Here is a 25,500-nt window from a genome sequence, read left to right as displayed (position 1 = left end):
ATTTTGATTATTTAATAATGTAACCTGTTTTTGTTTTTTCAGGCAAAAAAAAGCCGAGTTTACTCGGCTTTTATTATTTCATTGTTTGTATTCACTAAGTTTTGAACTAGTCGGACAGTAACTGCTTCTAAGACCTGCTCAATCCCTAAATAACATCCATATGCAAAACAGTAATAAGGCTTCCCTAATCATAACCTACTAGACCATACAGCTTTAGCCATACAAAAAAACACCCTAACCTAGAATGAGTTTTTCTGCCGTTTTTAAAATTCCCGGGTAATCGTGTTCTGGTAAATAATCAGTTAATTGGCTTAACTTATCTGACAGGTCATTCATATTATGAGCCGATACATTTATATGACCCATTTTACGACCAGGTTTAGCCGTTTTACCGTACCAATGACTTGTCACATCAGGTAATGTAAGTACCTCAGCAGGGATACTTGCTTGTCCGAGTACATTGATCATAGCCGTAATATGTTTAAGCTCAGTATTACCAAGTGGTAAACCTGCAACGGCACGCATATGATTTTCAAATTGCGAACAATGGCAACCTTGCTGAGTCCAATGACCTGAGTTATGTACACGCGGTGCAATTTCATTAACTAATAGTGTGCCCATTACATCAAAAAACTCAATGGCCAATACACCTACATAGTTAAGTTCGTTTGCAATTTTTGTAAATGCATCGTTTGCTTGAGCTTCAACATTTTGGTTATTTTTACCCGCAACCGACAGTGTTAACACACCGTTGGTGTGCTCGTTTTCTGTTAATGGATAAATTGCAACATTACCGTGCTTATCTCGTGCGCCAATAATCGACACTTCTCGGTCAAACGGGATCATTTTTTCAGCAATAATGGTATGCGGTGCATCTTGTGTTCCCGATGCTATAAACTCAGCCATTTCAGACCAAATTCCATCAATTTGATCATCAGATTTTAAACGCCACTGCCCTTTACCATCGTACCCTGCTTGGCAGGTTTTTATAACAAGTGGCTTACCCAGGTTTTTAGCGGCCAACTCCAAATGTACTTTTTCTGTAATTAACTGATAAGGCGCGCATTCAACACCGGTTTTGTTAAGTAACGCTTTTTCTAGTGCTCTATCGCCACCCGTTTTAATCGCGGCTTTACCCGGATAAAACTTACTACTGTTGCAGCATAGCGTTAATACATCATCAGGAATGTGCTCAAATTCTGCCGTGATTGAATCAGCGTCGCTAATAGCTTGTTCAAGTGTAGTTGTGTAAATCTCACCCGTTAGCGGGTGCTTAATTTGTTTAGTTCCCACATCGTAGGCAACTACATTCAAATTAAGCGGTGCGCCTGCAAGGCTCATCATACGTGCAAGTTGTCCTGCACCTAAAATTAAAATATTCATTTTTACTCTGCAGGGTTTGGGTTGGCTAATATTGTGTCTGTTTGATTTTTACGAAACGCTTCGATTTTTTCAAAAATATCGGGGTTATGGCACCCTAAAATTTGTGCGGCTAATAAGCCTGCGTTTGCAGCGCCTGGTTCACCAATTGCTAAGGTACCTACTGCTACCCCTTTTGGCATTTGGCAAATTGACAATAGAGAATCAACACCATTTAATGCCTTTGATTTCACAGGAACGCCTAAAACAGGAACAGATGTAAAAGCCGCTGCCATACCCGGTAAATGGGCTGCGCCACCTGCGCCGGCAATAATAACTTTAATTCCACGTTCTGCAGCAGAGCTTGCATAATCAGCAAGTAATTGAGGTGTGCGGTGTGCAGATACAACTTTGGTTTCGTACTTAATACCAAACTGCTCTAGCATCAGTGCAGCGTGTTCCATGGTTGGCCAATCTGACTTAGAACCCATAATAATGCCAACAGTCATAAATACTCCTCAGTAATGTATTTTAAAATAGCGGACTTATGTCCGGTTTTAGGCGGGTATTATACCCAAACACGTTTAATTTGCGAGGTTCGAATGGTATTAAATGAAGATTAAAGGCTAATTTTTTATAAATAATTAACACGCAACAAAAACAAAAAAAGCCATGTTAAACATGGCCTTTTGTAAATCTAAAATTACAACGTAATTACGCTTCTTTACTTGCTAGGTACTCAGAATAATTACCTCTAAAGTCGATTATTTTACCGTCTTTAATTTCCCATATACGGGTTGCAACAGAAGAGACAAACTGGCGGTCATGCGATACAAAAAGTAAAGTGCCTTCGTATGCTTCAAGCGCTAAGTTTAGTGCTTCAATCGATTCCATATCCATGTGGTTGGTTGGCTCATCCATTAAAAGTATGTTTGGTTTATGCATCATAATTTTGCCAAACAACATACGGCCTTGCTCACCACCTGATATTACTTTTACCGACTTTTTAATATCGTTCTGTGAAAACAACATACGTCCTAAGAAACTACGAACAACTTGCTCATCGTCGCCTTCTTGCTGCCATTGCTCCATCCACTCAAACAAATTCATGTCTTTTTCGAATTCATCAGCGTGGTCTTGCGCATAGTAGCCAATGTTAGCGTTTTCAGACCACTTAAATTCACCTGCCTTTGGTGTAAGTTTACCTGCTAACGTGTTAAGTAACGTTGTTTTACCTACGCCGTTTTCACCAATTATGGCAATACGCTCGCCAACTTCTACTAAACCTTCAAGGCCTGAGAATAAAGTATTGTCTTCAAAACCTTGACTAATACTTGTCATTTCTAGCGCGTTACGGAACAGCTGTTTTTCTTGGTCAAAACGAATAAACGGTGTTTGACGAGATGATGCTTTTACTTCGTCTAACTGAATTTTATCGATACGCTTAGCACGCGATGTGGCTTGCTTAGCTTTTGAAGCATTAGCCGAGAAGCGTGATACAAACTGCTGGAGCTCGGCAATTTGACTTTTCTTCTTAGCATTTTCACTTAGTAGGCGTTCACGTGCTTGCGTTGCTGCAAACATGTATTCGTCGTAATTACCAGGGTAAATGCGTAGCTCACCGTAATCTATGTCGGCCATGTGTGTACACACAGAGTTTAAGAAGTGACGGTCATGCGAGATGATGATCATAGTACAATCGCGCTGATTCAATACATCTTCTAACCACTTGATAGTGTAAATGTCCAAGTTATTGGTAGGCTCATCAAGTAGCATAATATCAGGGTCAGAAAACAGAACCTGTGCAAGTAACACTCGCAGTTTAAAACCCGGTGCAATTTCAGACATAGGACCATAGTGCTGCTCAGTAGCAATACCTACACCTAACAAAAGCTCACCCGCTTTAGACTCGGCTGAGTAACCATCCATTTCAGCAAATTCAGTTTCGAGATCGGCTACTTTCATACCGTCTTCTTCACTCATTTCAGGTAAAGAATAAATACGATCACGTTCTTGTTTAATAGCCCATAACTCTTTGTGACCCATGATCACAGTATCAATTACAGAGTATTCTTCGTAAGCAAACTGGTCTTGATTTAGTTTAGCAACACGCTCATTTGGATCAGTGCTTACGTTACCCGAAGATGGCTCTAGTTCACCACTGAGTATTTTCATAAATGTTGATTTACCACAACCATTTGCACCAATTAAACCGTAACGGTTTCCTTCGCCAAATTTTGCTGAGATATTTTCAAATAACGGTTTAGCACCAAATTGCATGGTGATGTTAGCTGTACTAATAATAGCGCTACCCTCCAAGGGAGACAGGATGTATTTAAATTGCGCGCAGTTTAAACCAAAATGGCCTATTTTTCTATCACAAATCAAACTTACCAAGCACCAAAACTTAATGATTAAGAGTATAGATTTCTTATTTTATTTTCGTATTTACCTTATGGTTAATATTAAATTTAAGGCTTAAAAGCCATGCTCATATAAATTTTTAAAAATTAAGTAAGGTTATGCTATTTAATTGAAAAACATAAGAATTAGAGTTTTTATACTAGAAACATAATTAATAGCTAACTTGAAAAATCATCACAATAATTAAATGTTTTTAAGGTTGTAAATTTTCAAACTACTTGTGTATTTACTATAAAAATACACATTCATAACAACTTAAAAACACAATTAACTCAATGTGAATGTCTACCTATTATGTATAAAATTTCGATGATGTTTTTTCACTTTTGACAAACAAAGGTGTTTGCTAGTGTGCCCTGCACTTATGATTGACCACATCGCACACAAGGAAACACACAATGAAATTGAAACTAACATCAATGCTAGTAGCAATAATGGTTAGCCCTTCAGTATTCTCTGAAGTAAACATATACACGGACGAGCGCAATTCAATGAGTGTAGGTGGTTTTATAGACGTAAGAGTAATAAATACGCAAAACCAAACTGAAGTCGTGAACGGTACATCACGTATAAATTTTAAAATTGACCGAAAACTTAAGCAAGGCTGGAAAGCCCTAGGACTAGTTGAATGGGGTGTAAACCCTGTAGGTAGTAGCGATATTATTTACAACAATCGCTTTGAATCAATTCAGGATGAATTTTTATATAACCGTTTAGGTTATGCCGGCCTTTCGCATGATAAATACGGCCAAATTACAATTGGTAAGCAATGGGGTGCATGGTACGACGTTGTTTATGGCACAAATAACAGCTTTGTATGGGATGGTAATGCAGCGGGTGTTTATACCTATAATAAAGACGATGGCGCAGTAAACGGTACGGGCCGAGGCGATAAACTTATTCAATATCGTAGTAGCTACAATGACTTAAGTTTTACACTGCAAGCACAGCTCAAAAACAGCGAGTTTTATACCTGTGACGTTAGTGACATTACAGAACAAGAATGTGAAACGCTTTGGAATGCAGGCGATACAGCTGCCCAACAAGTAGAATTTAACTACACCTTTGGTGCTTCGGTTACTTATACCCCTACTGACATGTTAACGCTTACAGCCGGTGTAAACCGAGGCGAGTTTGATTTAACTTACGGTGATGGCACCACACAAAATGTTGAAGACCTAATATATGGTGCAGGCATTATGTGGGGTCGCGTCGATCAAAAAGGTCTTTATTTTGCAGCTAATATTAATAAAAACAAAAATCATGACACCGATAATCTGGGTCGCTTAATTAAAGACGCAATAGGTATAGAAACATTTGCATCGTACCGCTTTGATAACGATGTTCGCCCTTTTATTGCCTACAACGTATTTGATGCAGGCGATGATTACGTTATTCAGCCAAACTTTAATACCGATCCGAACGATGTATTTAAACGTCAATTTGCTGTTATTGGTGTTCATTATTTAATTGACGAAGACACAATTGCGTATATAGAAGCACGTAAAGATTTTAGTGACTTTGAAAGCAATGATAAAGATCAGCAAGCACAAATGGAGCAGTCAGAAGATGACGGCATCGCATTTGGATTTAGATATCAATTGTAGAAAGTAATTACCCTTTCGCGCTCTAGTGACTTAGGGCGCTGTGCCCTAACCTCACTCTTGCTTATTATTTCTCATATACAATCACCTGCTAAGATTCGCTTTTACCATATATTGTATGATGTGTTCTTGGTGGGGTTTACATAAACTTACTTAAAGCAAACTTATATATATATTTTAGGCTGTTTACAATGCTTGGTTTAGCAACATATTAAGGCCTTTTATTTAAAAACTTTTGATATCCACCTAACGCATCTGCAACACTAAGTCGTGGATTATCGTTATGTTCCGCATTGGGATTAATAATAGATTCCCACTTTAAGTGCTCGTTAGGGCTGGCCTTTAATGCTTGCTCTAAATTACTATACGCCTCTAACATAAGCGGATGCTCTTCCTCACCTACCGATAAAAACAAATACGTTGGCTTTTTAAACCTTTTATTCGACGCCTTTAAAAACGAGTCAACTTTGTTTACTACCGTCATATCGTCATACCAAGCAGCAGGACTAAACGCAAAATAGCCATTAAACAAATCCGGTTTAGTATGAAGCGTATAAAGCACAAAACTGCCACCAGCAGAAAACCCACTTAAAATACGGTTATTGTTTAATTTAAATCGATTAGTTAAATAAGGTAATAATTCTAACTCTATAAACTGTAAAAACTTATCTGCTTCTCCGTTGGGTTCTATATTGTTTGTTGCAGGCGCTTGGGTATTAACGTCTTGGCGAGCATAAGGAGGTACCAAATCACGATTTCGAGTAGCCGTAAAAAACAAGTTAGGGATTGAAACCAATATAGCTTGCTCAGCCTGTGCTTTGTTTGAGAATGACGCTAATGATTCGTTCCACGTATCTAGGTTAAAGTTACCATCGGTTTTTATTATTAACGAATAAACTTTATTGGTATCGTAGTTAACGGGTAGCCTAATAAATACCTTACGCGATTCATTTAAAATTTTTGAATCAAGTGTAATGTCTGTATAAGCCGATACATAATGATTGTAGTAGCGGCCGCCTAAAATAAGTAAGCTTAACGTAATGACAGCTAATACTAGGTTAATTAGATAGTTTTTATTAATTTTTAACGACATGTATCTCTCTTTTTACTAATTATTTTTAAGACTACAAAACCAAATATTTTCGTCATTAGTAAACCCTAGTCCCTCAAGCAACTTGCACGAAGCCGTATTAGCTTTGTTAACCTCTGCGTAAAGCGTAATTAACTCATAATGCATAACAAGTTTTGGGATTAAAGTTTGCAGCGTTTCTTTCATGTAGCCTTGTTGCCAAAATTCAGGATCTAATTCAAAACCCAAAAATGCGGTTCTTGCTTCTTTATTAATTTTATACAGACCACAACTACCAATTACTTTATTGAGGGTATTCTGGGTAATCGTAAAGCGTATAACCTCTCCCTCATAATAGCCGCTAATATCATTTTGTATTAATTGTTTGATATCACTTTTGCTAAGGGGTGTTGTGTAGTCATTAAACTGGCTAACAAGAGGATTATTTAAAATAGCATGCATACTGGCAGCATCTTTATGGGATATTAAGCGAAGCGTGACACGAGGTGTAGCCAAATTTTTATACATGTTCTAATACAAAATTAAATAGCACTTTATGAACGCGTATTATTAACTTACCATAACGTATTAACAAGCATTAAATTGAGAGCAGCCAAGCATGAGTGACGACTTTAAAGTGATACAACCAACAACAACAGTTTACTGCCCTAAACGTGGTGAAGGTTGGACCCTAACCGGCATTACTAATATAAATGAGTTTACCTCAGTCATGTTTAATGGCACACGTTACACATTACCAGCACGTGAAATTATTGAAGAGCTACTCCCTAACCAGCTAGCTCGAGAACAAAATAGCTAACGCTCCATCAATAAAAAAGGCTGCAGTTATGCAGCCTTTTTTATAATTTGCGCCAATTTAAAATGTATCGTCTTCACTGTATACATTTACCTTTAGCTCGCCGTCGTCTTCAAATACAACAAACGAAATAGGCTTACAGCATACTTGGCAGTCTTCTATGTATTGTTCATCAATATCTGCAGCATCTAGTAATACCTCTATAACTTCACCGCAATACGGGCAGCTAATTGATTCCTCAGTTAATTGGTTCATCTAACACCGGGTAAATTACATCATCAATGAATTAACCTTAATCAACACGGTTAAACTTTTCAACTGCGTTTTTAGTGGAATACATAGTATTAAAATATAAATTAGACACTTTTGACCAAAACCAAATTTGTTAGATAAAAATATGAAATACCTTTTGTACTTGATAGGTCTAATTAAACGTATAGTTAAATTAATTATAAAGGTGGATATTTTTATGAAAAAAACACTCTCATTAACGTTAGCGTCTACCCTCGTTTTATTTAGCACACTCTCTTACGCAGAAGAGACAAAAAAAGCAGTGCTTGCAGGTGGTTGCTTTTGGTGTATGGAATCAGACTTTGAGAAACTTGAAGGCGTAACCGACGTAATATCTGGCTTTACGGGGGGTAAAATTAAAAACCCTACATATAATGGTAATCATAAAGGACACTATGAAGCGGTTAAAATTACCTATAAACCTAGCATTGTAAGCTATCAAGACATACTCAATCATTATTGGGTTAATATTGACCCTTTTGATCCGAAAGGCCAATTTTGCGACAAAGGCCCCAGTTATCGCAGTGCTATATTTGTTGCTAATGAAGAAGAACGTAAATTAGCAGAGCAATCCAAACAAAGTGTTATTAAAGAGTTTCCTAGTCAAACCGTTGTTACGCCAATTTTAAATACAACGGTGTTCTACCCTATCAAAGGAAAAGAAAGTTACCATCAAGATTACTACAAAAATAATCCTATCCGTTATAACACTTATCGCTGGCGATGCGGACGAGACAGTCGCCTAGAAGATATTTGGGGCGACAGAGTTACGCATTAAAATTAAAGGCTGCATTTAATGCAGCCTTTTTAACGCTTAAAAAGGCATTAAACGATGCTATTATTAATTTTTTATTAATACTGTTTATTTTATTGTCCAGTTTATTAATATTTAACTCTACAATAAACTTAACTCCTAGATTGTTAAACCTGTATTAAATAACTGGAGTTACATCGTATGAAAACCAAACAATTACAATTAGCCCGTGCTCTAGATTTACCAACACGCCAAGAAATGTTAAACCGTGATCACTCGGTACAGCAGTTTTGGGCAAGCAACGACGACCTAATTTCAGACGCGTGGAAAGAATGGGAAGCAAGCGAAGTTGACGCGTCTACCTTTACGCTAGACGATTCGTTACTCGATAAAAATTTACGCGAAGCCATACAACAAGCATGGGAAAATCCATCTAAAGAGCATTTAGTAAAAGTGCTTTTAGAGGAAGTGGCACCTGATGTGTTTCAGTTTCAATTTTTTGATCCTGAGCGCCTAACCGTTTTACGTGGCTACCTTGATCAAGTATGGGACTCTAACATCCCAATGCGCCCACCGTACGGTATTGTATTAAACCGCCGCGGCGTTATGCTCGATAAACGATCAGAAGGCTATTTAGCAGCCCCTAGTTTTCAAACATTTTATAACGAAATGCTAAACACCTATATGCGCCCTATAGCGCGTTTATTATTTCCTGAAATTACAGGTTACGACACGCAAACATTTGGTTTTTCTATTTACTACGACCCAAGTACAGATGCGTCTATTCGCCCACATACTGATGCATCAGCGGTAACGTTAAATATTAATTTAAATTTACCGGGTGAGGAGTTTATCGGTTCTGAGCTTGATTTTTACGACCTAGTTACAGGTAAAGTAACTCAACTTAGTTTTAAGCCAGGTATCGCGATGATCCACAGAGGAAGTGTGGCACATGCTGCTAAACCCATAACGAGTGGCGATAGAACCAACTTTGTACTGTGGTTGTTTGGCGACCGCGGGCGTTTACCAGCTCAAGGCGCACAACGCCCAGTAATAGATGCTACAAAGCGCTGGACTACGCCAGTAACAACACCCGATGGCTACGCACCATTTTAAATACCCCTGTATAAAACTGATATCAATCAGCCCATTAAAGCTAATTAATAATTAGTTTAATGGGCTTTTTACTTGTTGCTTTACACGTTAATAACTATCTTTTAAACATTAATAGTTAATTTATTGCAGTAGAAATGACGTTAAACAGCATTTTAATAGCCGCATTGTTATTATCACCCATCGTTAATGCATCAATCACTGAGCAAACGCTCGTAGTAGGTTTTGGTGAAAAACTTCCCCCTTTCGTATTCCCTGATTCAAATAGTGGTCTAACAGTAGATATTATTACAGCGGCTTTAACACCTTTAGGCTACACAATTGAGTCTCGATATTATCCTTACACTCGGCGTGTAAAAGAGTATAAAAAAGGAAATATCGATGTAGTAGCAGATATTAATTTAAATACTGCAAACGGAAACATCCTAAAAGGTTATTTATCATATGCGTCTTATACATACGAAAATCTTGCTTTTGCTTTAAGTAAAAACAACTTTAAATTGAGTGAAATAGCCGATTTGAAAAATTATAGTCTATTGTCATGGCCAAGTGCTGCCATTCACTTAGGAGATGAGTATGCAAATATGGCTAAAGCTAATCCATTGTATAACGAAATACACGACCAATCGCTTCAAGTTAAATTTTTGTACTTAGACAAGGTAGATGTTATACAAATGGATAAACAAAGCTTTGACTACTTTAGCGCAAATATAAAAGATATTGATACAACACAAAAAATTGATAGGTTCCCTTTATTTGGAAAAAGCCCTAATGGATATTTATTTAAGTCTAAAAAAGTACGCAATGACTTTAATTTACAACTGCAAAAACTCAAAGAATCCGGCAAGTACAAGCAAATTTTTGATGGATACTTAAAATAATTAATTTAAAAACAAATAGGCTGCCTATATAAGCAGCCTATTTTTTTATATCGTTTTAATGGATACGTTTAAAACTTATAGGATGCAGAAAACTTAACGTTTCTTGGTGTACCAGGTTGTACCCATGCATCGGCAAACGAGTTTGTGTAATACGTTTCATCAAACAGGTTATTTACCTCAGCCGTAATTCCAATCGCGTCTGTTACATCGTAATTTACAAAAGCACGGGCTGTTGTGTAGCTTGGTAACTCAAAGTCGGTACCAAAAAAGCCGTTACGCTTGCCCACATGTAATAAACCACCACCAAACTTAATGGCTTTACCGTATAGAACTGTTGATTGTACTAATTGTAAGCTAAGCTGTTGCTCTGGCACGTTTAATAGTGACGCGCCCGCTTCTACTGTGTAACCAAAGTTGGCATCAAAAAATGAGTTTTCGATTGTTGCATCAACGTACGCATACGACGCCCAAACTTCAAGCGTATCGGTAAGCTCACCCGTTAGGTCTATCTCTATCCCTTTACTTTGTGCTTCACCAATGGCTGCAAAAGTAAACGCTGTTGCATCGTCTACAACAAGCATATTGTCTTGCTCTACTTTAAACACGGCAACAGTACCAAATAAGGCACCATCGTTTAATGTAAATTTAACACCAACCTCTGCAGATGTAGATTGGTTTGGCTCAAAACCTTCGCCATTGGCATCGGCACCCGAAAGCGGACGGAAGTTCTCACCGTAAGCACCATAAACAGATACATAATCGCTTGCTTCATAAACTACACCAAACTGCGGGCTCACGCGTGACTCAGTTTGTTTAGTTTTGATGTTAGCTAAGCGGTTATTTAAGCGCTGCTCGTAATCATCAAAACGTGCACCAATACGTATATCTAACTTATCGGTTAGGCTTATTTGATCTTGAATGAATACCCCTACCGACTCTTGAATCTCTACGCGGTCAGTATTTGATGTTGGCGTTGGTAATTCATACGCGCCGTAAACAGGGTTAAATACATTAATGTATTGATCGCCACGTACACGTAAAATGACTTGGTCGTTTTCAAATTTATCGGCATCAACACCCATAATTAAACGGTGCTCAAACCCGCCAAGCTCAAGATTACCACTTAACTCAGTTCTAAATACTTGGTATTTCGCATCAAAGTCGCGGTAGCGTCTAAAGCGATTTACTTCGCCATCAATTACGCCACCAAAACCGGTTTCGGTTGCAAAGCCTTCCATAGAGGTATCACGGTAGTTTGCACCAAATAAAATGCTCCAGTTATCATCAAAGTCATGAATATACTCTAACTGGTGCCCTAGTACATCGGCTTCAATTGGGCCATCGCCCGGCTCACCTAAAAAGCGGCTTTCAGGTATAAGGCCAAGCTCGCCATCTATGGCTAATACACCTCTATCAAACGGTACTTCTTGGTCGCTATATTCAAGCTCGTATATTAGTTGGCTGTTATTATTAATATTCCACACGATTGACGGGCTAAAGCCTTGTTTAGTGGTTTCTATCGTATCTCTAAAGCTTTCGGCGTCTTCATAAAAACCAACCAGTCTAATTGCTACGTCGTCGTTAAGCGCTGTGGTGTAATCAACATCGGCGCGGTAAGTATCAAAACTACCTACAGAGAGCTTAATTTCACCTGCGGTATCAAACGTTGGGCGTTTAGTAACTAAGTTTACTGTGCCACCTGGTTCACCACGGCCAAATAAAGCCGCTCGCGGACCTTTTAAAACCTCTACCGACTCAATACCCGACAAATCACGTGAGCCACCAAAGCCACGTCCTGCATTAAAGCCATTTACTAAGTAATTACTTGGCAGGTTTTCATCGCCTACAAAGCCACGCAACGAAAAGCTATTCCACAGCCCACCAAAGTTGTTTTGGCGTGCAACCGAGGCTGATAAATCAAGCGCTTGATCAAGACTTACTGCGCCTGCGTTTTCAAGGGCTTCTAAATCAATTTTAAGCTCTGACTGAGGTGTTTCTAAAGGGCTAAAGTTACCTTGATAAGCCTGGCGAGATGCAACAACGGTTACTTTTTCAATTGCGTCATCCTTTACGCTTTTACTTAGCTGGTTTTGCTCAGCGGCCATAACGTGGCTGCTAAATAAGCTTACTAAGCAAGTACTTAAATAGGTGAGCTTAAGCCCTTTTGTATTGGTTTTCATTGTGAACCTTGTGAGTAATGTAAGTATTTTATAGTTATGTAGTAATTTTAATAGCGCTAAACAGGTACGTTTAGCGCTGTATTCTTAGTTGCTGCTTTGCGTGGTGTTTTCAAAGCGTGGCATGCTTTCAAGGGCAGCTTTAGTTGGGTCGCCTTTGTAAAATAACCACGGGTAATAAAACTCGCGTAATTGTTGATGATAATCTCTAATTTGCTGCTCATAAGCATACGCGGCAATTGAATCGGTATTGGCTGCACGGGTTAAGCTGCGCTGCAATAACAGCGGTGGCGAAACCCAAGATACAAAACCGGCTAACTCGTATTTTTTAGCGGCTGCGTCGCGATAGGCCTTTGAAAGCTCTGCCGCTTTTAAATCGCCCATTTGTTGAAATGCGTAATACCACTTCCATTCAAATTCGCTTTTCATATCAATATATGGTGCAAGCGCTGGGTACTCTTTAATGAAAGGCTGCAAAGTGGCAGATTTTGGTAAATCCCACGCATCATTTACGGCCTCGCGTTGAGTAAGCATAATGTCGCCACCTTTAGGCGAATGCACTGACTTGTTTATAGCAAGGTCGCCTAAAATAGGAATAATAAAAGCAAACAACACCCACAAACCAATTAAGCTAGAGGCAACACGTGGCGCACTGGTTGCATTTTTACCCCACCACACGCTTAGTGCAGTCCAAAATGCAAGGTAGGCAATACAGAGCAGCGATACATACGCCACTTCATACGCGCTTGCCCCAGCTATAAATCCGCCTACAAAAACTGGCAGCATTAAACACACTATTATTGCTACAAACCTTACGGTTATACGAGCGCCCCACAAAGCAAAGTAAGACTTAGCTGTAGTGACTAATAAATCGTGCCTACCGCTGGTACGCTCGCTTGCAAATAAATCATGAAACAACAAAATAATAACCAGTGGCGCTAGCGCACTAATTACAAACACAAAATCTATTTTGCCGGCTTGAGCCAGCTCAGCATTTTGTGCATCGCTTTCGTAAATTTGCCCCTCAAGCGCTAATAAATTAATGCGGTGTTTCCACGGGAATATATCGCGCTCGCCTAAAGCAGCAAATGCCAGGTTAGATGGCTGCGAGTACGTTAAATGAAAGCTGTAATAAGCCAACATGCCTGCATCGCTTTGCTTTTTCTGTACTTTGGCGCGGTCGCTTTGATCTGATGCTTTTAAGCGCTCTATTGTTTGCTGCTGTGCGCTTACTTCGCTTAACCCGCTGTAAATAGCAAAACCCGATAAAACAAGGCTACACAGTAGTAATACCACTACGTATTTTTGGCGCAGTAAAAAGCCCCATTCACGCATAAGTTGTGTAATTAAATAGCTCATAACAAACGTTTTCCTACAAATTTAATACCGCCCACAAGTACTACAATCCACAGTAATAACTGTAAAAACGCAGGTACACTTCTTTGTGCTCGAACATCTGCACTGTCTACATTAAAATTAAAGTCTTGTAGTATTTGCCAGTTTTGGGCGCTTACACGTGCTTTTTTAGTGGCTGAGGCATCAGCATTGCGGTTCATATCATCTATGTAATCAAGCTCTTCAATATGAATTTTGTTAAGCCCTTGCACAAAATCAAAACGCAGCTGTTCGGTTTCACGTAAAAAACGATGATGCGTTTCAATACTTGTACCCACCACAATCATAGAGAGCGAGCGAATAGCCACCATAGGGGATACCCAACCAAAATAACGCGATACCTGCGTTTGCTTAAGTTCACTTTGCATACGTTGCTCAGCAAATTGATTTAGTACTTTGGCTTGTTTAGCCTCTGATTCACTGGCTACTAAACCTCTAAAGTTTACCGGCAGCTCATCAATGCTATTTACGTTGTACTTTTTAAGGAGTGATTGTTTAAATTGCTTAAATGCAGGGTCGTTCGTGTTATGGCCATCGCCTAGTTTTCTAAGCTCGGCTTTAACAGCAAAATCGGTTTCTATTTTACCGGCAGATGGCACAGCCGTTGAGGCCGTAGTACTTGCTACGCGCGGCATAACAATACACAGTAAAATCCATACAAACGCAAGCGCCGTAAAACTACCACTGTTTTTACTAAACACGCTCGATGCGAGTAAAATCAGTAATACCCACACAGTTAAATATAAAGCGTAACCTACAACAAAACTGGCAACTGCTAATAAGCTTTCACCCGCAGATACCGTAAACAAAGCCGATACAGCCAGTGGCGCAATAACCAAGCCCACTACCGAAAGCAGTGCTAAACCTTTACCGGCAATAAGCGTAATACCCGACGTGCCTTGCGCTAATAAGTACGACAGCGTTTGTGATTCACGCTCACGACTAATAGAGCTGTAGCCAATTAATATAAGCAGTAACGGCGCTAATGTTTGCACTATAAAAGCAGGCGTTAAGCTACCTAATTTAGTAAGCGCTGTACCTTGGCGTTGATCGGCAAACATTGCACTATTTTGCCTATGCCCTTCTAAAAATATTGAGTTACCTGTGTATGCGTCAATACCTGGGTCGAGGGTGCTCAGTGGTGAAGGTGTCTTAAAGGCATAGTGCCCATAGTGCACCATTCTGTGTGGGTGACGATCGGGCTGCTCAACAAAACTTTGCTCGGCATTTGATTGAAGTTCATGGCGATCATGGCTTAGTTCAAGCATAGTAATTGCGGTCACCACAACCGATGAAAGCGTAAGCAGTAAGCCAATGGCTAAAACGGTCATTGCTAGTTTTGAGCGAAGCCAATAGCGCCATTCATCTTTGGCAACTATAACCACCTTTGAAAAGTTATTTATACTCATTACGCGCCTCTTTGCGCAAAGGCTGCATGCACTTGTTCGGTATCAATGCGGCCGTTTTCTGGCGCGTCAAATTCGCCCACCAGCTCGCCCGCTCTTAGTAACCCTATACGGTTAGCTACTTGGCAGGCTCCGTATACATCATGCGTAACCATTAAAATAGTGGCACCCGTTAATGCAAGCTCACGCACCAAATGGTTAAACTCATCTATGGCAACAGGGTCAAGGCCCGATGTAGGTTCATCAAGGAAAAATATCGGGGCTTCACGTAAAATAGCCAAAGCAATTGCGGTTTTTTGCCTCATGCCTTTAGAATACGTTTGCATAGGACGCTCCCATGCAGCTTGTTGCAGCGCTACACGGTTAAACGCGGCATTAATTTGCTCATCTGTTTTATTAATATCAGCAAGTGATAAAAAGTATTTTACGTTTTCGCGTGCTGTTAAATGCGGGTATAACGTTGCAGACTCAGGTAAGTACGCCGTTTTAGTACGAACAGAGTCAAGTGCTTTGCTCACCTCTTTACCCGCTACTTTTACCGACCCTTGCGTTGGTTTATTAAAACCTAGTAACGTTTTTAACGTGGTTGATTTACCCGCACCGTTACCGCCAAGTAGTGCATAAATTTCGCCTGAGCCCACAGTAAAATTTAAGTTTTTTAAAATGGCGTTATTTTTAATACTAAAACTTAGCGAGTCCACTTCAATAATGGCTTCACCTTTATTTTTATGAGTACTATTTAATAAAGAATTGCTATTATTTTCAGTTGGTTGAGGTTTTATCTGTGATGTTTTATTAATTGCAGTAGGTGTTGTCACATTCACACTCTATTTAAGAAATATTCAATGCGAAGAATGTTATACTATAACAACCATTAATTGCAACAATATAACATTGTATTTTTAATCAATATTTCATGCAGCTGAGCGTGTAAAATAATATGGCACTGAAAGGGTGATCACAGTCCGTCAACCCTAGCATTCTGGCGAGTTGGTAATTTAAGATATTGTGCTATCTTTTTATTATGTTTAATTAAATAAATACCGGATAACATGCGGATCATAGGCTTCATTATCATCGTATTAATGGCAATATCTGCAACTGATAGAAGCTATGCAAATGACATTGATGTTCAATTTAGCGGATTTGCATCTTTTGCCCTTAGTTACACTGACGACTCAGATATTGGCTTTGCATCTAATTATTCAAATGTAAACAAGTCTGGTTTTTCAGCTACGCGTGATTCAATTTTAGGTGGCCAGGCAAATATATATTTGTCAAATAACTGGGATTCTGTAGTTCAAATAGTGATACAAGATCATGCCTTCAAAAGCTTTGATAATTTTTTAGAACTTGCATTTGTACGTTACCGGCCATCACGTAACTGGGCCATCCGCGCAGGTAGGTTAAACAGCGACCTTTACTTACTCTCTGAGTACCCTTACGTTGGATACGCTTACTTGTGGGTGCGCCCGCCTCATTCGTATTACTCGTTTGCAAACATTGCAGGTAATTTTGATGGAATAGACGTTGAATACAGTAAAGCCATTAACGATGGCTTCTTACGCTTAAAACTCGCTTATGGTGGCTCTACAGCAAAAATAAAGGCCTATAATGACGATTTTTTTATTGATTTTGATAACTTAACAACCCTTAGTGCAACATACTCTTTAGATGCATGGACAATGCGTTTTTCATTATCAAGGTCCGGTTTTGGCGATTGCAAACTAACCGCATTGGATGAGTTTATATCTTCACTAGACTCTGTGCCGCAAAGTATATGGCCACAAGCGCAAACAATATCGAACAAATTTAATACCGAGGGAAATAGTATAAGGTACGCTGCATTTGGGCTTACTTACGATTATGATAATTGGCTTATTCAATCTGAAATGGGTATTTCAGAGTCCGATTGGATAATTGCACCATCAGTACTCAACAGTTACATTAGCGCAGGTTACCGAGTAAACAATGCAATATTTTACACTAGCTTTTCTGCAGCAAAAAACCGCCAAAATGTAATTAAAGTAATTGACCCTGTTTTTTCACCCGGTACACCCGAACAAATATCAAGACCAATACAACAACTTGCTCTAGCTGCTCAAGCTTCAATTAAGATTCCCTATGTACATCAGCATTCGATAAACATAGGTGTAAAATGGCAACTATCAGAGCGATTAGCTCTAAAAGCTCAACTAGATCGCTTTGATATAAAACCAGTTGGTGCGGGATTATGGAGCTTAAGTAATCCTGCAGATGTCGATAAAGGTCACAAAGTACATGTACTCAGCTTAAATGCTAGCATGGTTTTTTAGTTATGATAATCGCTCGTAACCTTTGCTTTAATTTAATACTTTCCATGTTTCTGCTAGTTGTTAGCATGTATGCTGAATCTACTGAATCTACTGAATCTACTGAATCTACTGAATTTGTTGTAGTGGTAAACAAAAATAATACTATTAATGCCTTATCGAAACGAGAAGTAATAGATATTTATATGGGCCGATATTCAACTTTCCCTGATGGTGAAATATCAAAGCCACTCGATCTGCCCGCGAAATCAGCATTCAAAAACGATTTTTACTTAAAATTGGTTAATAAAGATGAGCAGCAAATAAATGCGTATTGGGCCAGGTTATTATTTTCGGGCAGAGGAAAGCCCCCCACACCATCAGCCTCTTTGGAAGATGCATTAAAAACAATTGCATCATCGCAATATGCAATTGGCTATATCCCCTTGTCGCACGTTACAGATACAGTAAAAGTGGTATACACGTTTGATTAAAATTATTAGCCAAAAACTCTACTTACGAGTCGCTTTATCTATTGCCTTAGTTGCTATTGTTGTATCAATAGTGTCGTCAATGCTGTCGTATTACTCAGACCTTAAAGAAAAGAAAAACACCAACTATCTACTTGTCCAGCAGTTAGCCCATACCGTTGAAAAAGCAGCGACTATAGCTGCTTATCTAAACGATCAGGAATTAAGCCAAGAAATAATTAATGGCTTGCTAAGTAACGATATTGTGCAAGGCGCAAGCATAGAGGGTAAATCAAACACAAAAGGAGAAATGGAATTATTTGTTGCAAATGGAACTATTAATAAACAAAAAGAAGCAGTATTAGTTAAGCTTGTTCACCCTTTTCTAGATGACACTTTTATAGGCGTTTTATCAATATACCCCGACGATAAATTTATACAGCAACAAGCACAAGCCGCACTAAAAAAAGAATTCATATTAATGCTAATACAATCTATCGTCATTGCTTTTTTTGTGTCGCTTGTTGTACAAAGGTGGCTTACGAAACCTATTCAAAACCTTACTGATAGCTTTGCTAAAATTAATCCATCTAAACCTGAAACCCTTAAAATGTTAAGCTTTAAACAGGGTAAACGAGATGAAATAAGTCGATTAACACAAAATATAAATGCTTTAATGCACGAGCTGCATTTAACTATTAGCAATGAACAAACCCTACGAAAAAAAACACAAGAACTGGAAGCAAAATTTAGACTTATATTTGAACAAGCCAGTGCTGGCATTTGTTTACTGAATGATAAAAATACTATCACTACCTTTAACCCTGCGTTTAAACATTACTTTACCCTACCCGGTGAAGAAAAGTTATCAACCTTGCACTTCCCTGAATTATTAAATAACGTTGAAAAATTACAAAGTCTACTGTTAGATATTCGCAGTGATATAAATCCACCTCAAACAACATTAGATGTTAAATGTAAAATAGGCTACAAAACGGTTTGGTTTCACTGCTTATTTGTAAGGTTAACAGACCAAAGACAAAACAACCGAAGTCCCCATCAAGAACAATTAGTAGAAGTGATTTTACATGACGTGACCGAACGAGCAGAACGTGAATTTCAAACCCAATTTGAAGCCGATCACGATCCACTCACTGACCTATTTAATCGCCGTGCCGGCGAAAAGCGCCTAAAAAAAGCACTGCGTGAATGCGCTAAACACGGCCAACATCTTGTGCTTATGATGATTGATTTAGACAAATTTAAACCCATTAATGATACCTATGGTCACGAAGCCGGTGATAAAGTATTAATAGAGATAGCAAACCGCTTTAAAAAGCGATTTAATAACAATACTGACATATGTATCCGCCTAGGCGGTGACGAATTCATTATTGCGCAGCAAATTAATACTTACGATAAAACCGCAACACAGAACCAAGCCATAGCTCTTATCGATGAGCTACAGCAGGACATTAGTATTTCTCAAACTAAAAAATGCGCAGTAGGAGCAAGCATAGGTATTGCAGTGGCCCCTAACGATGGCAATGAACTAGTTGAATTAATGTTCAACGCAGATCAAATGCTCTACCAGGTAAAAGAAACAGGCCGCGGAAATGTTGCCTTTTATGACGAGTTAAAAAAATAAGATCCTCTTAAGTATATTGAATAATTAAGTTTTCAATTGCTAAAATGCAAACCTATTTTCCTATCAAGATATACAATGGCAAACTTCAATACTCATCTAAATACTGCTGTTATCATCACCGGCTTAAGCTCAGCCACATTATTATCTGCAGATCACATTGATTTAAACGGCGCACTTTGGTTGTGGTTTTTAGGCTCCATTGGCGGCTTATTACCAGACATAGACTCTGATAACTCCACATCACTCGATACTATTTTTAACTTATTTGCGCTAAGTACTGTATTAATAGTAATGCATTACATTACCACAGAGCTAACTATTCAAATTAGTTTTGTCGAGTTAATTGTAGTGCCTTTGTTAGTGTATGGATTTATGAAATATATTGTCAGGCCCATTTTTGAATGGATCACAGTACATAGAGGCAGTTGCCACTCTTTATTATTTATACTGCTTTGCGCGTTGTTAACAACTCAAGTAACATGGCAATTGAATGACCAATCAACCCTTTATTCGGCAACTTTTGCCTGGTTAACAGGTGGGTTTATTTTACTCGGCGGCTTCATTCATTTATTGCTTGATGAAATTTACAGCGTAGATTTAAGTAATGTGGAAATAAAACGGTCATTTGGATCGGCTCTAAAAGTGGCTGAATTTGATAATAAATTAATTACATTGGCTTCGATTATAGCTATTACATGTTTAATCTATGTTGCCCCTCCTACAGCGCAAACTATATCGGCCTTGAGTGACTGGTCTCATTTTAGGCTTTTATCTAGTTAGTTTAGTATTAGGGCAGTTTGCAATGTTACTAACTTTAACTAGTTATAACATTGCTAAATTAGTTGCCACTATTTGATACAAAATATTTTTATAATTTTAAACGAAATTATTAAATAGTTTCACCTGTCTTATACCTGCAAGTTCGAAAGCTTTTGCATCATTTAAAGCGTCAAATATAAATTATAAGAGGTCCTTAATGGAATTTACGAATAAACGCACCACCCTAATTGCAGCATCTTTATTGTTGGCGTTAGCGATAACACAGGCTATTTTTACAGCGCTTTATAGTGGCGGAATTAGCTTTTCAAGGCAGTATGCATGGGGTCTAGAAGCGGTGCTGTTCACAGTACTTGTTGCATTTTCAGGTGCAGCTATGCTGCAAGCAAAAAAATCTCAACTAGGCTGGTCGGCAATCACATTTAGCGCTGTTCTTAACATAATACAAGTAAGTATTGGCCTAACTTTATTTTCAACATTTGGAAAAGTAGCGGGCGCAGTAGAAGGCGCACAACCATTAATTGGTGGTGTAGTGTCTTTATCATTCATGATTTACTACGCAGCTAAATTATTATTAGGCTTAGCAGCCCTTGTATTTGGCCTATCTTTTATTGCTAAAGGTGGCAAAGCCATTGGTAGCCTTACAGCCCTTGCAGGCGGTGTTGCAATGCTTGCCAATGCTATATTAATTATTTTTGGCCGTGATGGATTTCTACCATCAGGCGTTGCTGGTGCTTCAGGCATGGTTGCAACATTACTTTTATCAATATGCTTAATAAGCCTTTACCGCAAAGCAGACTAAGGCCTAATACCTTACAAGCAAGGTATATAATTTATAGGTTATAAACATCGGCTAATATTTTATATGGGCCGATGTTTTACATTTGACCCATTCGCCCAACGTATTCCAAATTGTTTATCTCTAAACCTATTTATCCAATTGACTAAAAAAATATAACTGCATTCATGTTTATTTAAATCGCCTGTAAAAGAGACCCTGAATCTATTAAATAAAATATAAACGTAAACAAAGCTATATTTCTGTAGGCTTTAAATTGGTAGCACTATTTATTATTTATAACATTGCTTTTTTACCCACCTCATTAGTATGCTAAAGTGCCAATACAAGCTAAATTTAATTATTTAGCATCCCCTACTTCGCTAATAGATTAATAATAAAGAGAAAAAATGACAAAATCTAACACCGGTGTTGTTGTATTAAGTGCCGTAAGAACAGCAATTGGCAGCTTTGGCGGAACCCTTAAAAACTTTACCCCTGCAGAGCTTGGTACGCTTTGCGCTAAAGAAGCCATTAAAAGAGCACATATTCCCTTAAACCAAATAGGTTCATCCGTGATTGGTAAGGTAATACACAATGGCCCAAAAGATGCCTACCTATCTCGTGTTATCGGCTTAAATGCCGGGCTACCTATCAGCAGCCATGCAGTTACACTTAATCGCTTATGTGGGTCAGGCCTAGAGGCAATAATACAAGCAGCACAACAAATTCAATTAGGTGATGTGGATGCAGCCCTTGCTGGTGGTTCAGAAAGTATGAGCACATCAGCTTATACACTTCAAAGTAACCGCTGGGGACAAAAAGTGGGCAACAGCGTAATGTTAGACGAGCTTACAACAACATTACAAGATCCGTGGGATAACAATCCTATGGGGATCACCGCAGAAAATGTCGCAGAAAAATATAAAATCAGCCGCGAAGAACAAGATAATTACGCAGCGCAAAGTCACGTTAAAGCAGCTAAAGCAATTGAAAAAGGTCTTTTTAAGTCTCAAATAGTGCCAATCGAAATTAAATCGCGTAAAGGGAGCCAAATATTTGATACAGATGAACATGTTCGTGCAGACACATCAACTGACAAACTTGCCACACTTAAGCCCTACTTTAAAGAAAATGGCACAGTAACAGCTGCTTCATCTTCAGGTATAAACGATGGCGCAGCTATGCTTGTACTTATGTCTGAACAAAAAGCCCACGAACAAGGGCTTCAACCTATTGGACGACTTATTGGCTATTCTCGTGCTGGTGTTGAACCCTCATTAATGGGAACTGGACCTATTCCAGCTGTACAGCAAGTATTTGAAAAAACGGGCTTAACAATCGACGACATTGATATAATTGAGTCTAATGAGGCCTTTGCAGCGCAAGCCTTATGCGTAGCGAACGAGTTAAACTTTCCTTCGCATAAATTAAATCCGAATGGCGGCGCCATTGCCTTAGGCCACCCGGTTGGCGCAACAGGCGCTATTTTATCAACAAAATGCTTATACGAACTAAAACGCATTAACGGTAAATATGGGCTAGTTACTATGTGTATTGGCGGCGGACAAGGCATAGCAGCCATTTTTGAAGCGATTTAATTTTAGGCCTCGTTAGTTCAATAAAAAGCTGTATTCACATAGAGCAAAAGACACTTTGCTTTGAGAGGAATTAAAAACGTGTAAGGCTATATGTTTCGCGAACTTCCTCTTGAGTCTTTATTTGCGAAAATTAATTATTTAAAAACTCTTTAAACAGAAAAATAAGAGCTACCTCATCTTATAGTTTAACTATTATCGTTGGCAAAACTCGGTTTATAAACCGTGTTTACAAGTTAACTTTCTTACCCCCAAAAAAGCACCACCAAATGATATTAAAAATAAAACCGGTAAAAACAGTAATGTATTGTTGTTACCAATGTTTATAGCTGGGCTGCCAATAACTGCCAGCGTATTAATTAGTAGCAATATTAAACTTGATTGAAGGTAGCCTTTGTACCCTATAGCCCCTGCAAACAACAACATAAAAAATGAACCTAAAATCGCAGGCGTAAATGGTGCAACGGCGAGTAACATGCAAACGAATGAAAATATAACAGCACATCCAATTATTATTTTAAACATAATAACCTCAATGATAAGTGGCGTTTAATCCAAGTAATTAAAAGAGGATTAAACCAAATTAACTTTGCCGGGTCTGCTTAACATCCGCAATTTCTAATGTTAACGAACTCATGTTGTAAAAAAGCGTATTTTGGCTTCTTTTATTGTGGTTAAAAATATAGAAAATGCACAAATTCCACCAGCCATAAACACAATTTGAAAGCTAGATAACGAAGAAAGGCTATATTGAGGCGAATACACATACTCCCCTAATAATTGTGCAAAAGTCGCTACACCTAAAATTATTAATAATGGGCACACAACTAGCGTAAACCAAAACCAAATACGTTTAATGTCTTTCATAAAAATTTCCTTTGTATTCCTTTAAATTTAACTTAAAAATAAATTAGCTTGTAGGCTGTCTGTATTTTAAAAGGCTACTCGTTTTTGAGCACGAACAAAGTCTCTAACTTATTAATATACAATAAGCAGTAATAACAATAGCTTTAAAAAAATCTTAATATGTGTTCCTTACTAAGCTTTTATTAGGTCCCTAAACATTTACATGTACTCTGTTTTTAACAACCCAAAGCATTTAAGATCGTGAAATTGTTTTTTCCAATAGCCACTTTGGCGCCTTATACCCTCTTCTTTAAAACCTACTTTTAATAATACCGCCTCAGACGCGGCATTACCTAAAACAGTATCGGCTTGTATTCGGTGTATGCTACACGGTAATTTACCTTCAAAAGCTGTTTTTACAATACAATTTACTGCGTCTGTTACATACCCTTTCCCCCAATAATCGGGGTGTAAATCATAACCAATAACAGCACTTTGCATTTTGGCATTCCATGAGTTAAACCCACAAGTACCAATCAGTTTATTAGATTTTTTTAACCGAATAGCCCAGCGTATTCCTAAATTTTCATTAAAACGATCATTAAATAACGTGATTAAATTGCTCGCTTGGGTTAATTCAGTCATTGCTTCTAAATCGTAATATTTTATAACAGACTGGTTTGAAAAAAGCTCAAACAGGGCCATAGAATCTGCTGCTGTGACTTGGTCAAGCACAATGCGTGAGGTGTTTAATATTGGAAAATCCATTTCATTCCTATTCAATGCTTATAATTGTGCGTTTGTTAATACAAACCTAAATTTGAATTCGTAATATGCCAAAATACACACAAACACAGCTTCTAATATAATAAACATAACGCCAATTAAACTTGCTGTTTGTACATAATATAAAGCAATAAAAATGCATATACATACCCATACCGCGTTAGCTATTGCCAATACAGTGATTGTGTAAACAGGCTTAGTGACTAAAAAAGCAAGGGTTAAAGCGTAAATCCCATAGATAACATTGGCACTGGCAAGTAAAATTACAATATTTACAGGTAGATTATATAAAACCGAAACCCACTCTAATAAAGCAAATAACAATACACCCACGCTAAAACCAGCCGCGCCATCTACATGTAATATGTTTATAGCTACACCCTCTATTTAGTAGTTAACGACGAGTAATCAAACATAAGCTAAAGCACATACTATTATATCTAGCAGTAAACTTTATATAATCACTAAGCCTTTAACTTATACAGTAAGTTTAAGTTTCACATTCATTAAAAAAACAACCTCAATGCAAAACCAAATGCGCATAGCAATACACCTGAGAACATAATCCATTGCTGTACTTTGGGAATACCTATAGTTGGTGTTTCTTTTGATTTAAAAATATCAGCAAAAGGTAAGAAAAATATTTTCGGCATTAACGCTAAACTAAGCAGCATTAAAAATGCCCCAATACTCATTAATAAATCTTGTGCTTTAAATTCGATAATCCAAAAATCGTAAATACCGCTAATTAATAATAAAAAAGCAAAACTAACACACAACGTGAACGCTACTTTTTCTCTCGTAGATGAATTACTCATAAAAATCCTTTTTACATAAAACTATAATCAATAAACTAAATGACTTACGGTAATAAAACCAACTTTAATTTGTAACTATTTATTAGTTAATATTAATATTTGGCTTAAAGCAAATGACTCATTTGCTCTTTTTTGGCTGGCTTACATTTATTGTAAACAGAATGACGTGATTTGCTTTCCTGTATTTGTTTTGAAGAG

The 25,500-nt window shown here is 38.1% G+C and carries 26 protein-coding genes; 11 read left to right on the top strand and 15 right to left on the bottom strand.

Annotated elements, in window-relative coordinates:
- Positions 1–234 precede the first annotated feature (234 nt).
- From AC27JL_RS09345 to AC27JL_RS09335, 3 genes are all read right to left on the bottom strand, one after another.
- On the bottom strand, positions 235–1,383 hold the full coding sequence (locus AC27JL_RS09345) for a 5-(carboxyamino)imidazole ribonucleotide synthase (protein WP_487195468.1): 1,149 nt from the start codon (positions 1,381–1,383) through the stop codon (positions 235–237).
- A gap of 2 nt (positions 1,384–1,385) precedes the next feature.
- Positions 1,386–1,868 carry a 5-(carboxyamino)imidazole ribonucleotide mutase gene (gene purE, locus AC27JL_RS09340; RefSeq protein ID WP_006792966.1) on the bottom strand — a complete coding sequence of 161 codons (483 nt, stop codon included), beginning with the start codon at positions 1,866–1,868 and terminating at the stop codon, positions 1,386–1,388.
- 205 nt (positions 1,869–2,073) lie between these two features.
- Positions 2,074–3,663 carry an ABC-F family ATPase gene (locus tag AC27JL_RS09335; protein ID WP_074210169.1) on the bottom strand — a complete coding sequence of 530 codons (1,590 nt, stop codon included), beginning with the start codon at positions 3,661–3,663 and terminating at the stop codon, positions 2,074–2,076.
- A 518-nt stretch (positions 3,664–4,181) separates the two neighbouring features.
- On the opposite strand from AC27JL_RS09335, the gene AC27JL_RS09330 reads away from it, so the two are divergent.
- Entirely contained in the window at positions 4,182–5,390 is a 1,209-nt protein-coding gene (locus AC27JL_RS09330; protein ID WP_487195467.1) for a porin, read from the top strand.
- Between the two features lie 208 nt (positions 5,391–5,598).
- Here AC27JL_RS09330 and AC27JL_RS09325 read toward each other — a convergent pair whose 3' ends face one another.
- Positions 5,599–6,480 carry an alpha/beta hydrolase gene (locus AC27JL_RS09325; protein WP_487195466.1) on the bottom strand — a complete coding sequence of 294 codons (882 nt, stop codon included), beginning with the start codon at positions 6,478–6,480 and terminating at the stop codon, positions 5,599–5,601.
- A 15-nt stretch (positions 6,481–6,495) separates the two neighbouring features.
- On the bottom strand, positions 6,496–6,984 hold the full coding sequence (locus AC27JL_RS09320; RefSeq protein WP_487195465.1) for a GNAT family N-acetyltransferase: 489 nt from the start codon (positions 6,982–6,984) through the stop codon (positions 6,496–6,498).
- Between the two features lie 91 nt (positions 6,985–7,075).
- Here AC27JL_RS09320 and AC27JL_RS09315 point away from each other — a divergent pair, with 91 nt between their 5' ends.
- Positions 7,076–7,276 carry a hypothetical protein gene (locus AC27JL_RS09315; RefSeq protein ID WP_487195464.1) on the top strand — a complete coding sequence of 67 codons (201 nt, stop codon included), beginning with the start codon at positions 7,076–7,078 and terminating at the stop codon, positions 7,274–7,276.
- 57 nt (positions 7,277–7,333) lie between these two features.
- On the opposite strand, the gene AC27JL_RS09310 is transcribed toward AC27JL_RS09315, so the two are convergent.
- Positions 7,334–7,528, bottom strand: coding sequence for a CPXCG motif-containing cysteine-rich protein (locus tag AC27JL_RS09310; protein ID WP_008133045.1), 195 nt, complete (start codon positions 7,526–7,528; stop codon positions 7,334–7,336).
- Between the two features lie 214 nt (positions 7,529–7,742).
- On the opposite strand from AC27JL_RS09310, the gene msrA reads away from it, so the two are divergent.
- From msrA to AC27JL_RS09295, 3 genes are all read left to right on the top strand, one after another.
- A complete protein-coding gene (gene msrA / locus AC27JL_RS09305) occupies positions 7,743–8,342 on the top strand; it encodes a peptide-methionine (S)-S-oxide reductase MsrA (protein ID WP_487195463.1) in 600 nt (199 codons plus the stop codon).
- Positions 8,343–8,519: 177 nt separating this feature from the next.
- The gene (locus AC27JL_RS09300; RefSeq protein ID WP_487195462.1) at positions 8,520–9,434 is read left to right on the top strand and encodes a 2OG-Fe(II) oxygenase family protein; all 915 of its coding nucleotides are present in this window, start codon (positions 8,520–8,522) and stop codon (positions 9,432–9,434) included.
- Between the two features lie 134 nt (positions 9,435–9,568).
- A complete protein-coding gene (locus AC27JL_RS09295; protein ID WP_487195461.1) occupies positions 9,569–10,312 on the top strand; it encodes a substrate-binding periplasmic protein in 744 nt (247 codons plus the stop codon).
- A gap of 68 nt (positions 10,313–10,380) precedes the next feature.
- Here AC27JL_RS09295 and AC27JL_RS09290 read toward each other — a convergent pair whose 3' ends face one another.
- The 4 genes from AC27JL_RS09290 to AC27JL_RS09275 all read right to left on the bottom strand — a co-directional run bounded on the left by AC27JL_RS09290 (position 10,381) and on the right by AC27JL_RS09275 (position 16,108).
- Entirely contained in the window at positions 10,381–12,492 is a 2,112-nt protein-coding gene (locus AC27JL_RS09290) for a TonB-dependent siderophore receptor (RefSeq protein ID WP_487195460.1), read from the bottom strand.
- 84 nt (positions 12,493–12,576) lie between these two features.
- Complete coding sequence (locus AC27JL_RS09285; protein WP_487195459.1) at positions 12,577–13,848, bottom strand: DUF3526 domain-containing protein; 1,272 nt, start codon at positions 13,846–13,848, stop codon at positions 12,577–12,579.
- The gene (locus tag AC27JL_RS09280) at positions 13,845–15,293 is read right to left on the bottom strand and encodes an ABC transporter permease (protein ID WP_487195458.1); all 1,449 of its coding nucleotides are present in this window, start codon (positions 15,291–15,293) and stop codon (positions 13,845–13,847) included. The genes AC27JL_RS09285 and AC27JL_RS09280 overlap by 4 nt, the downstream gene beginning before the upstream one ends.
- Entirely contained in the window at positions 15,293–16,108 is an 816-nt protein-coding gene (locus tag AC27JL_RS09275; RefSeq protein ID WP_008133055.1) for an ABC transporter ATP-binding protein, read from the bottom strand. Before AC27JL_RS09275 ends, AC27JL_RS09280 begins: the two co-directional genes overlap by 1 nt.
- Positions 16,109–16,342: 234 nt before the next feature.
- On the opposite strand from AC27JL_RS09275, the gene AC27JL_RS09270 reads away from it, so the two are divergent.
- The 6 genes from AC27JL_RS09270 (at position 16,343) to bktB (ending at position 22,855) form a co-directional block, all read left to right on the top strand.
- The gene (locus tag AC27JL_RS09270; protein WP_487195457.1) at positions 16,343–17,605 is read left to right on the top strand and encodes a hypothetical protein; all 1,263 of its coding nucleotides are present in this window, start codon (positions 16,343–16,345) and stop codon (positions 17,603–17,605) included.
- Positions 17,606–17,607: 2 nt separating this feature from the next.
- Positions 17,608–18,075, top strand: a complete 468-nt coding sequence (locus AC27JL_RS09265) for a type 2 periplasmic-binding domain-containing protein (RefSeq protein ID WP_487195456.1) — start codon at positions 17,608–17,610, stop codon at positions 18,073–18,075.
- Positions 18,068–19,699, top strand: a complete 1,632-nt coding sequence (locus AC27JL_RS09260) for a sensor domain-containing diguanylate cyclase (protein ID WP_008133063.1) — start codon at positions 18,068–18,070, stop codon at positions 19,697–19,699. Before AC27JL_RS09265 ends, AC27JL_RS09260 begins: the two co-directional genes overlap by 8 nt.
- 75 nt (positions 19,700–19,774) lie before the next feature.
- A complete protein-coding gene (locus tag AC27JL_RS09255) occupies positions 19,775–20,479 on the top strand; it encodes a metal-dependent hydrolase (RefSeq protein ID WP_243530503.1) in 705 nt (234 codons plus the stop codon).
- Between the two features lie 196 nt (positions 20,480–20,675).
- Positions 20,676–21,278, top strand: a complete 603-nt coding sequence (locus tag AC27JL_RS09250; RefSeq protein WP_008133067.1) for a hypothetical protein — start codon at positions 20,676–20,678, stop codon at positions 21,276–21,278.
- A 386-nt stretch (positions 21,279–21,664) separates the two neighbouring features.
- Positions 21,665–22,855, top strand: coding sequence for a beta-ketothiolase BktB (bktB, locus tag AC27JL_RS09245; RefSeq protein WP_008133069.1), 1,191 nt, complete (start codon positions 21,665–21,667; stop codon positions 22,853–22,855).
- 213 nt (positions 22,856–23,068) lie between these two features.
- Here bktB and AC27JL_RS09240 read toward each other — a convergent pair whose 3' ends face one another.
- The 5 genes from AC27JL_RS09240 to AC27JL_RS09220 all read right to left on the bottom strand — a co-directional run bounded on the left by AC27JL_RS09240 (position 23,069) and on the right by AC27JL_RS09220 (position 25,302).
- Entirely contained in the window at positions 23,069–23,377 is a 309-nt protein-coding gene (locus AC27JL_RS09240) for a DUF6419 family natural product biosynthesis protein (RefSeq protein WP_138740966.1), read from the bottom strand.
- 108 nt (positions 23,378–23,485) lie between these two features.
- Positions 23,486–23,719, bottom strand: coding sequence for a hypothetical protein (locus tag AC27JL_RS09235; protein WP_008133075.1), 234 nt, complete (start codon positions 23,717–23,719; stop codon positions 23,486–23,488).
- Positions 23,720–23,917: 198 nt separating this feature from the next.
- Positions 23,918–24,466 (bottom strand): GNAT family N-acetyltransferase, encoded by a 549-nt coding sequence (locus AC27JL_RS09230; RefSeq protein WP_008133077.1) that lies wholly within the window; start codon positions 24,464–24,466, stop codon positions 23,918–23,920.
- 18 nt (positions 24,467–24,484) lie between these two features.
- Positions 24,485–24,817: a hypothetical protein gene (locus tag AC27JL_RS09225; protein WP_138740967.1), complete on the bottom strand. Its 333-nt coding sequence runs from the start codon at positions 24,815–24,817 to the stop codon at positions 24,485–24,487.
- Between the two features lie 173 nt (positions 24,818–24,990).
- Entirely contained in the window at positions 24,991–25,302 is a 312-nt protein-coding gene (locus AC27JL_RS09220) for a hypothetical protein (protein ID WP_058428868.1), read from the bottom strand.
- Positions 25,303–25,500: the final 198 nt, after the last annotated feature.

It is taken from the genome of Pseudoalteromonas sp. 4NS20-0020 (genome assembly GCF_057554385.1).
Note: the sequence above shows the minus strand (reverse complement) of the source record. Positions and strands in the feature narration are given on the sequence as shown.

Coding starts and splice junctions, on each gene's coding strand:
- AC27JL_RS09310 (WP_008133045.1), bottom strand. CDS start 7,528: ATGAACCAATTAACTGAGGAATCAATTAGCTGCCCGTATTGCGGTGAA.
- AC27JL_RS09270 (WP_487195457.1), top strand. CDS start 16,343: ATGCGGATCATAGGCTTCATTATCATCGTATTAATGGCAATATCTGCA.
- AC27JL_RS09255 (WP_243530503.1), top strand. CDS start 19,775: ATGGCAAACTTCAATACTCATCTAAATACTGCTGTTATCATCACCGGC.
- AC27JL_RS09330 (WP_487195467.1), top strand. CDS start 4,182: ATGAAATTGAAACTAACATCAATGCTAGTAGCAATAATGGTTAGCCCT.
- AC27JL_RS09265 (WP_487195456.1), top strand. CDS start 17,608: ATGATAATCGCTCGTAACCTTTGCTTTAATTTAATACTTTCCATGTTT.
- bktB (WP_008133069.1), top strand. CDS start 21,665: ATGACAAAATCTAACACCGGTGTTGTTGTATTAAGTGCCGTAAGAACA.
- AC27JL_RS09325 (WP_487195466.1), bottom strand. CDS start 6,480: ATGTCGTTAAAAATTAATAAAAACTATCTAATTAACCTAGTATTAGCT.
- AC27JL_RS09315 (WP_487195464.1), top strand. CDS start 7,076: ATGAGTGACGACTTTAAAGTGATACAACCAACAACAACAGTTTACTGC.
- AC27JL_RS09230 (WP_008133077.1), bottom strand. CDS start 24,466: ATGGATTTTCCAATATTAAACACCTCACGCATTGTGCTTGACCAAGTC.
- purE (WP_006792966.1), bottom strand. CDS start 1,868: ATGACTGTTGGCATTATTATGGGTTCTAAGTCAGATTGGCCAACCATG.
- AC27JL_RS09320 (WP_487195465.1), bottom strand. CDS start 6,984: ATGTATAAAAATTTGGCTACACCTCGTGTCACGCTTCGCTTAATATCC.
- msrA (WP_487195463.1), top strand. CDS start 7,743: ATGAAAAAAACACTCTCATTAACGTTAGCGTCTACCCTCGTTTTATTT.
- AC27JL_RS09285 (WP_487195459.1), bottom strand. CDS start 13,848: ATGAGCTATTTAATTACACAACTTATGCGTGAATGGGGCTTTTTACTG.
- AC27JL_RS09300 (WP_487195462.1), top strand. CDS start 8,520: ATGAAAACCAAACAATTACAATTAGCCCGTGCTCTAGATTTACCAACA.
- AC27JL_RS09295 (WP_487195461.1), top strand. CDS start 9,569: ATGACGTTAAACAGCATTTTAATAGCCGCATTGTTATTATCACCCATC.
- AC27JL_RS09345 (WP_487195468.1), bottom strand. CDS start 1,383: ATGAATATTTTAATTTTAGGTGCAGGACAACTTGCACGTATGATGAGC.
- AC27JL_RS09240 (WP_138740966.1), bottom strand. CDS start 23,377: ATGTTTAAAATAATAATTGGATGTGCTGTTATATTTTCATTCGTTTGC.
- AC27JL_RS09250 (WP_008133067.1), top strand. CDS start 20,676: ATGGAATTTACGAATAAACGCACCACCCTAATTGCAGCATCTTTATTG.
- AC27JL_RS09235 (WP_008133075.1), bottom strand. CDS start 23,719: ATGAAAGACATTAAACGTATTTGGTTTTGGTTTACGCTAGTTGTGTGC.
- AC27JL_RS09280 (WP_487195458.1), bottom strand. CDS start 15,293: ATGAGTATAAATAACTTTTCAAAGGTGGTTATAGTTGCCAAAGATGAA.
- AC27JL_RS09290 (WP_487195460.1), bottom strand. CDS start 12,492: ATGAAAACCAATACAAAAGGGCTTAAGCTCACCTATTTAAGTACTTGC.
- AC27JL_RS09220 (WP_058428868.1), bottom strand. CDS start 25,302: ATGAGTAATTCATCTACGAGAGAAAAAGTAGCGTTCACGTTGTGTGTT.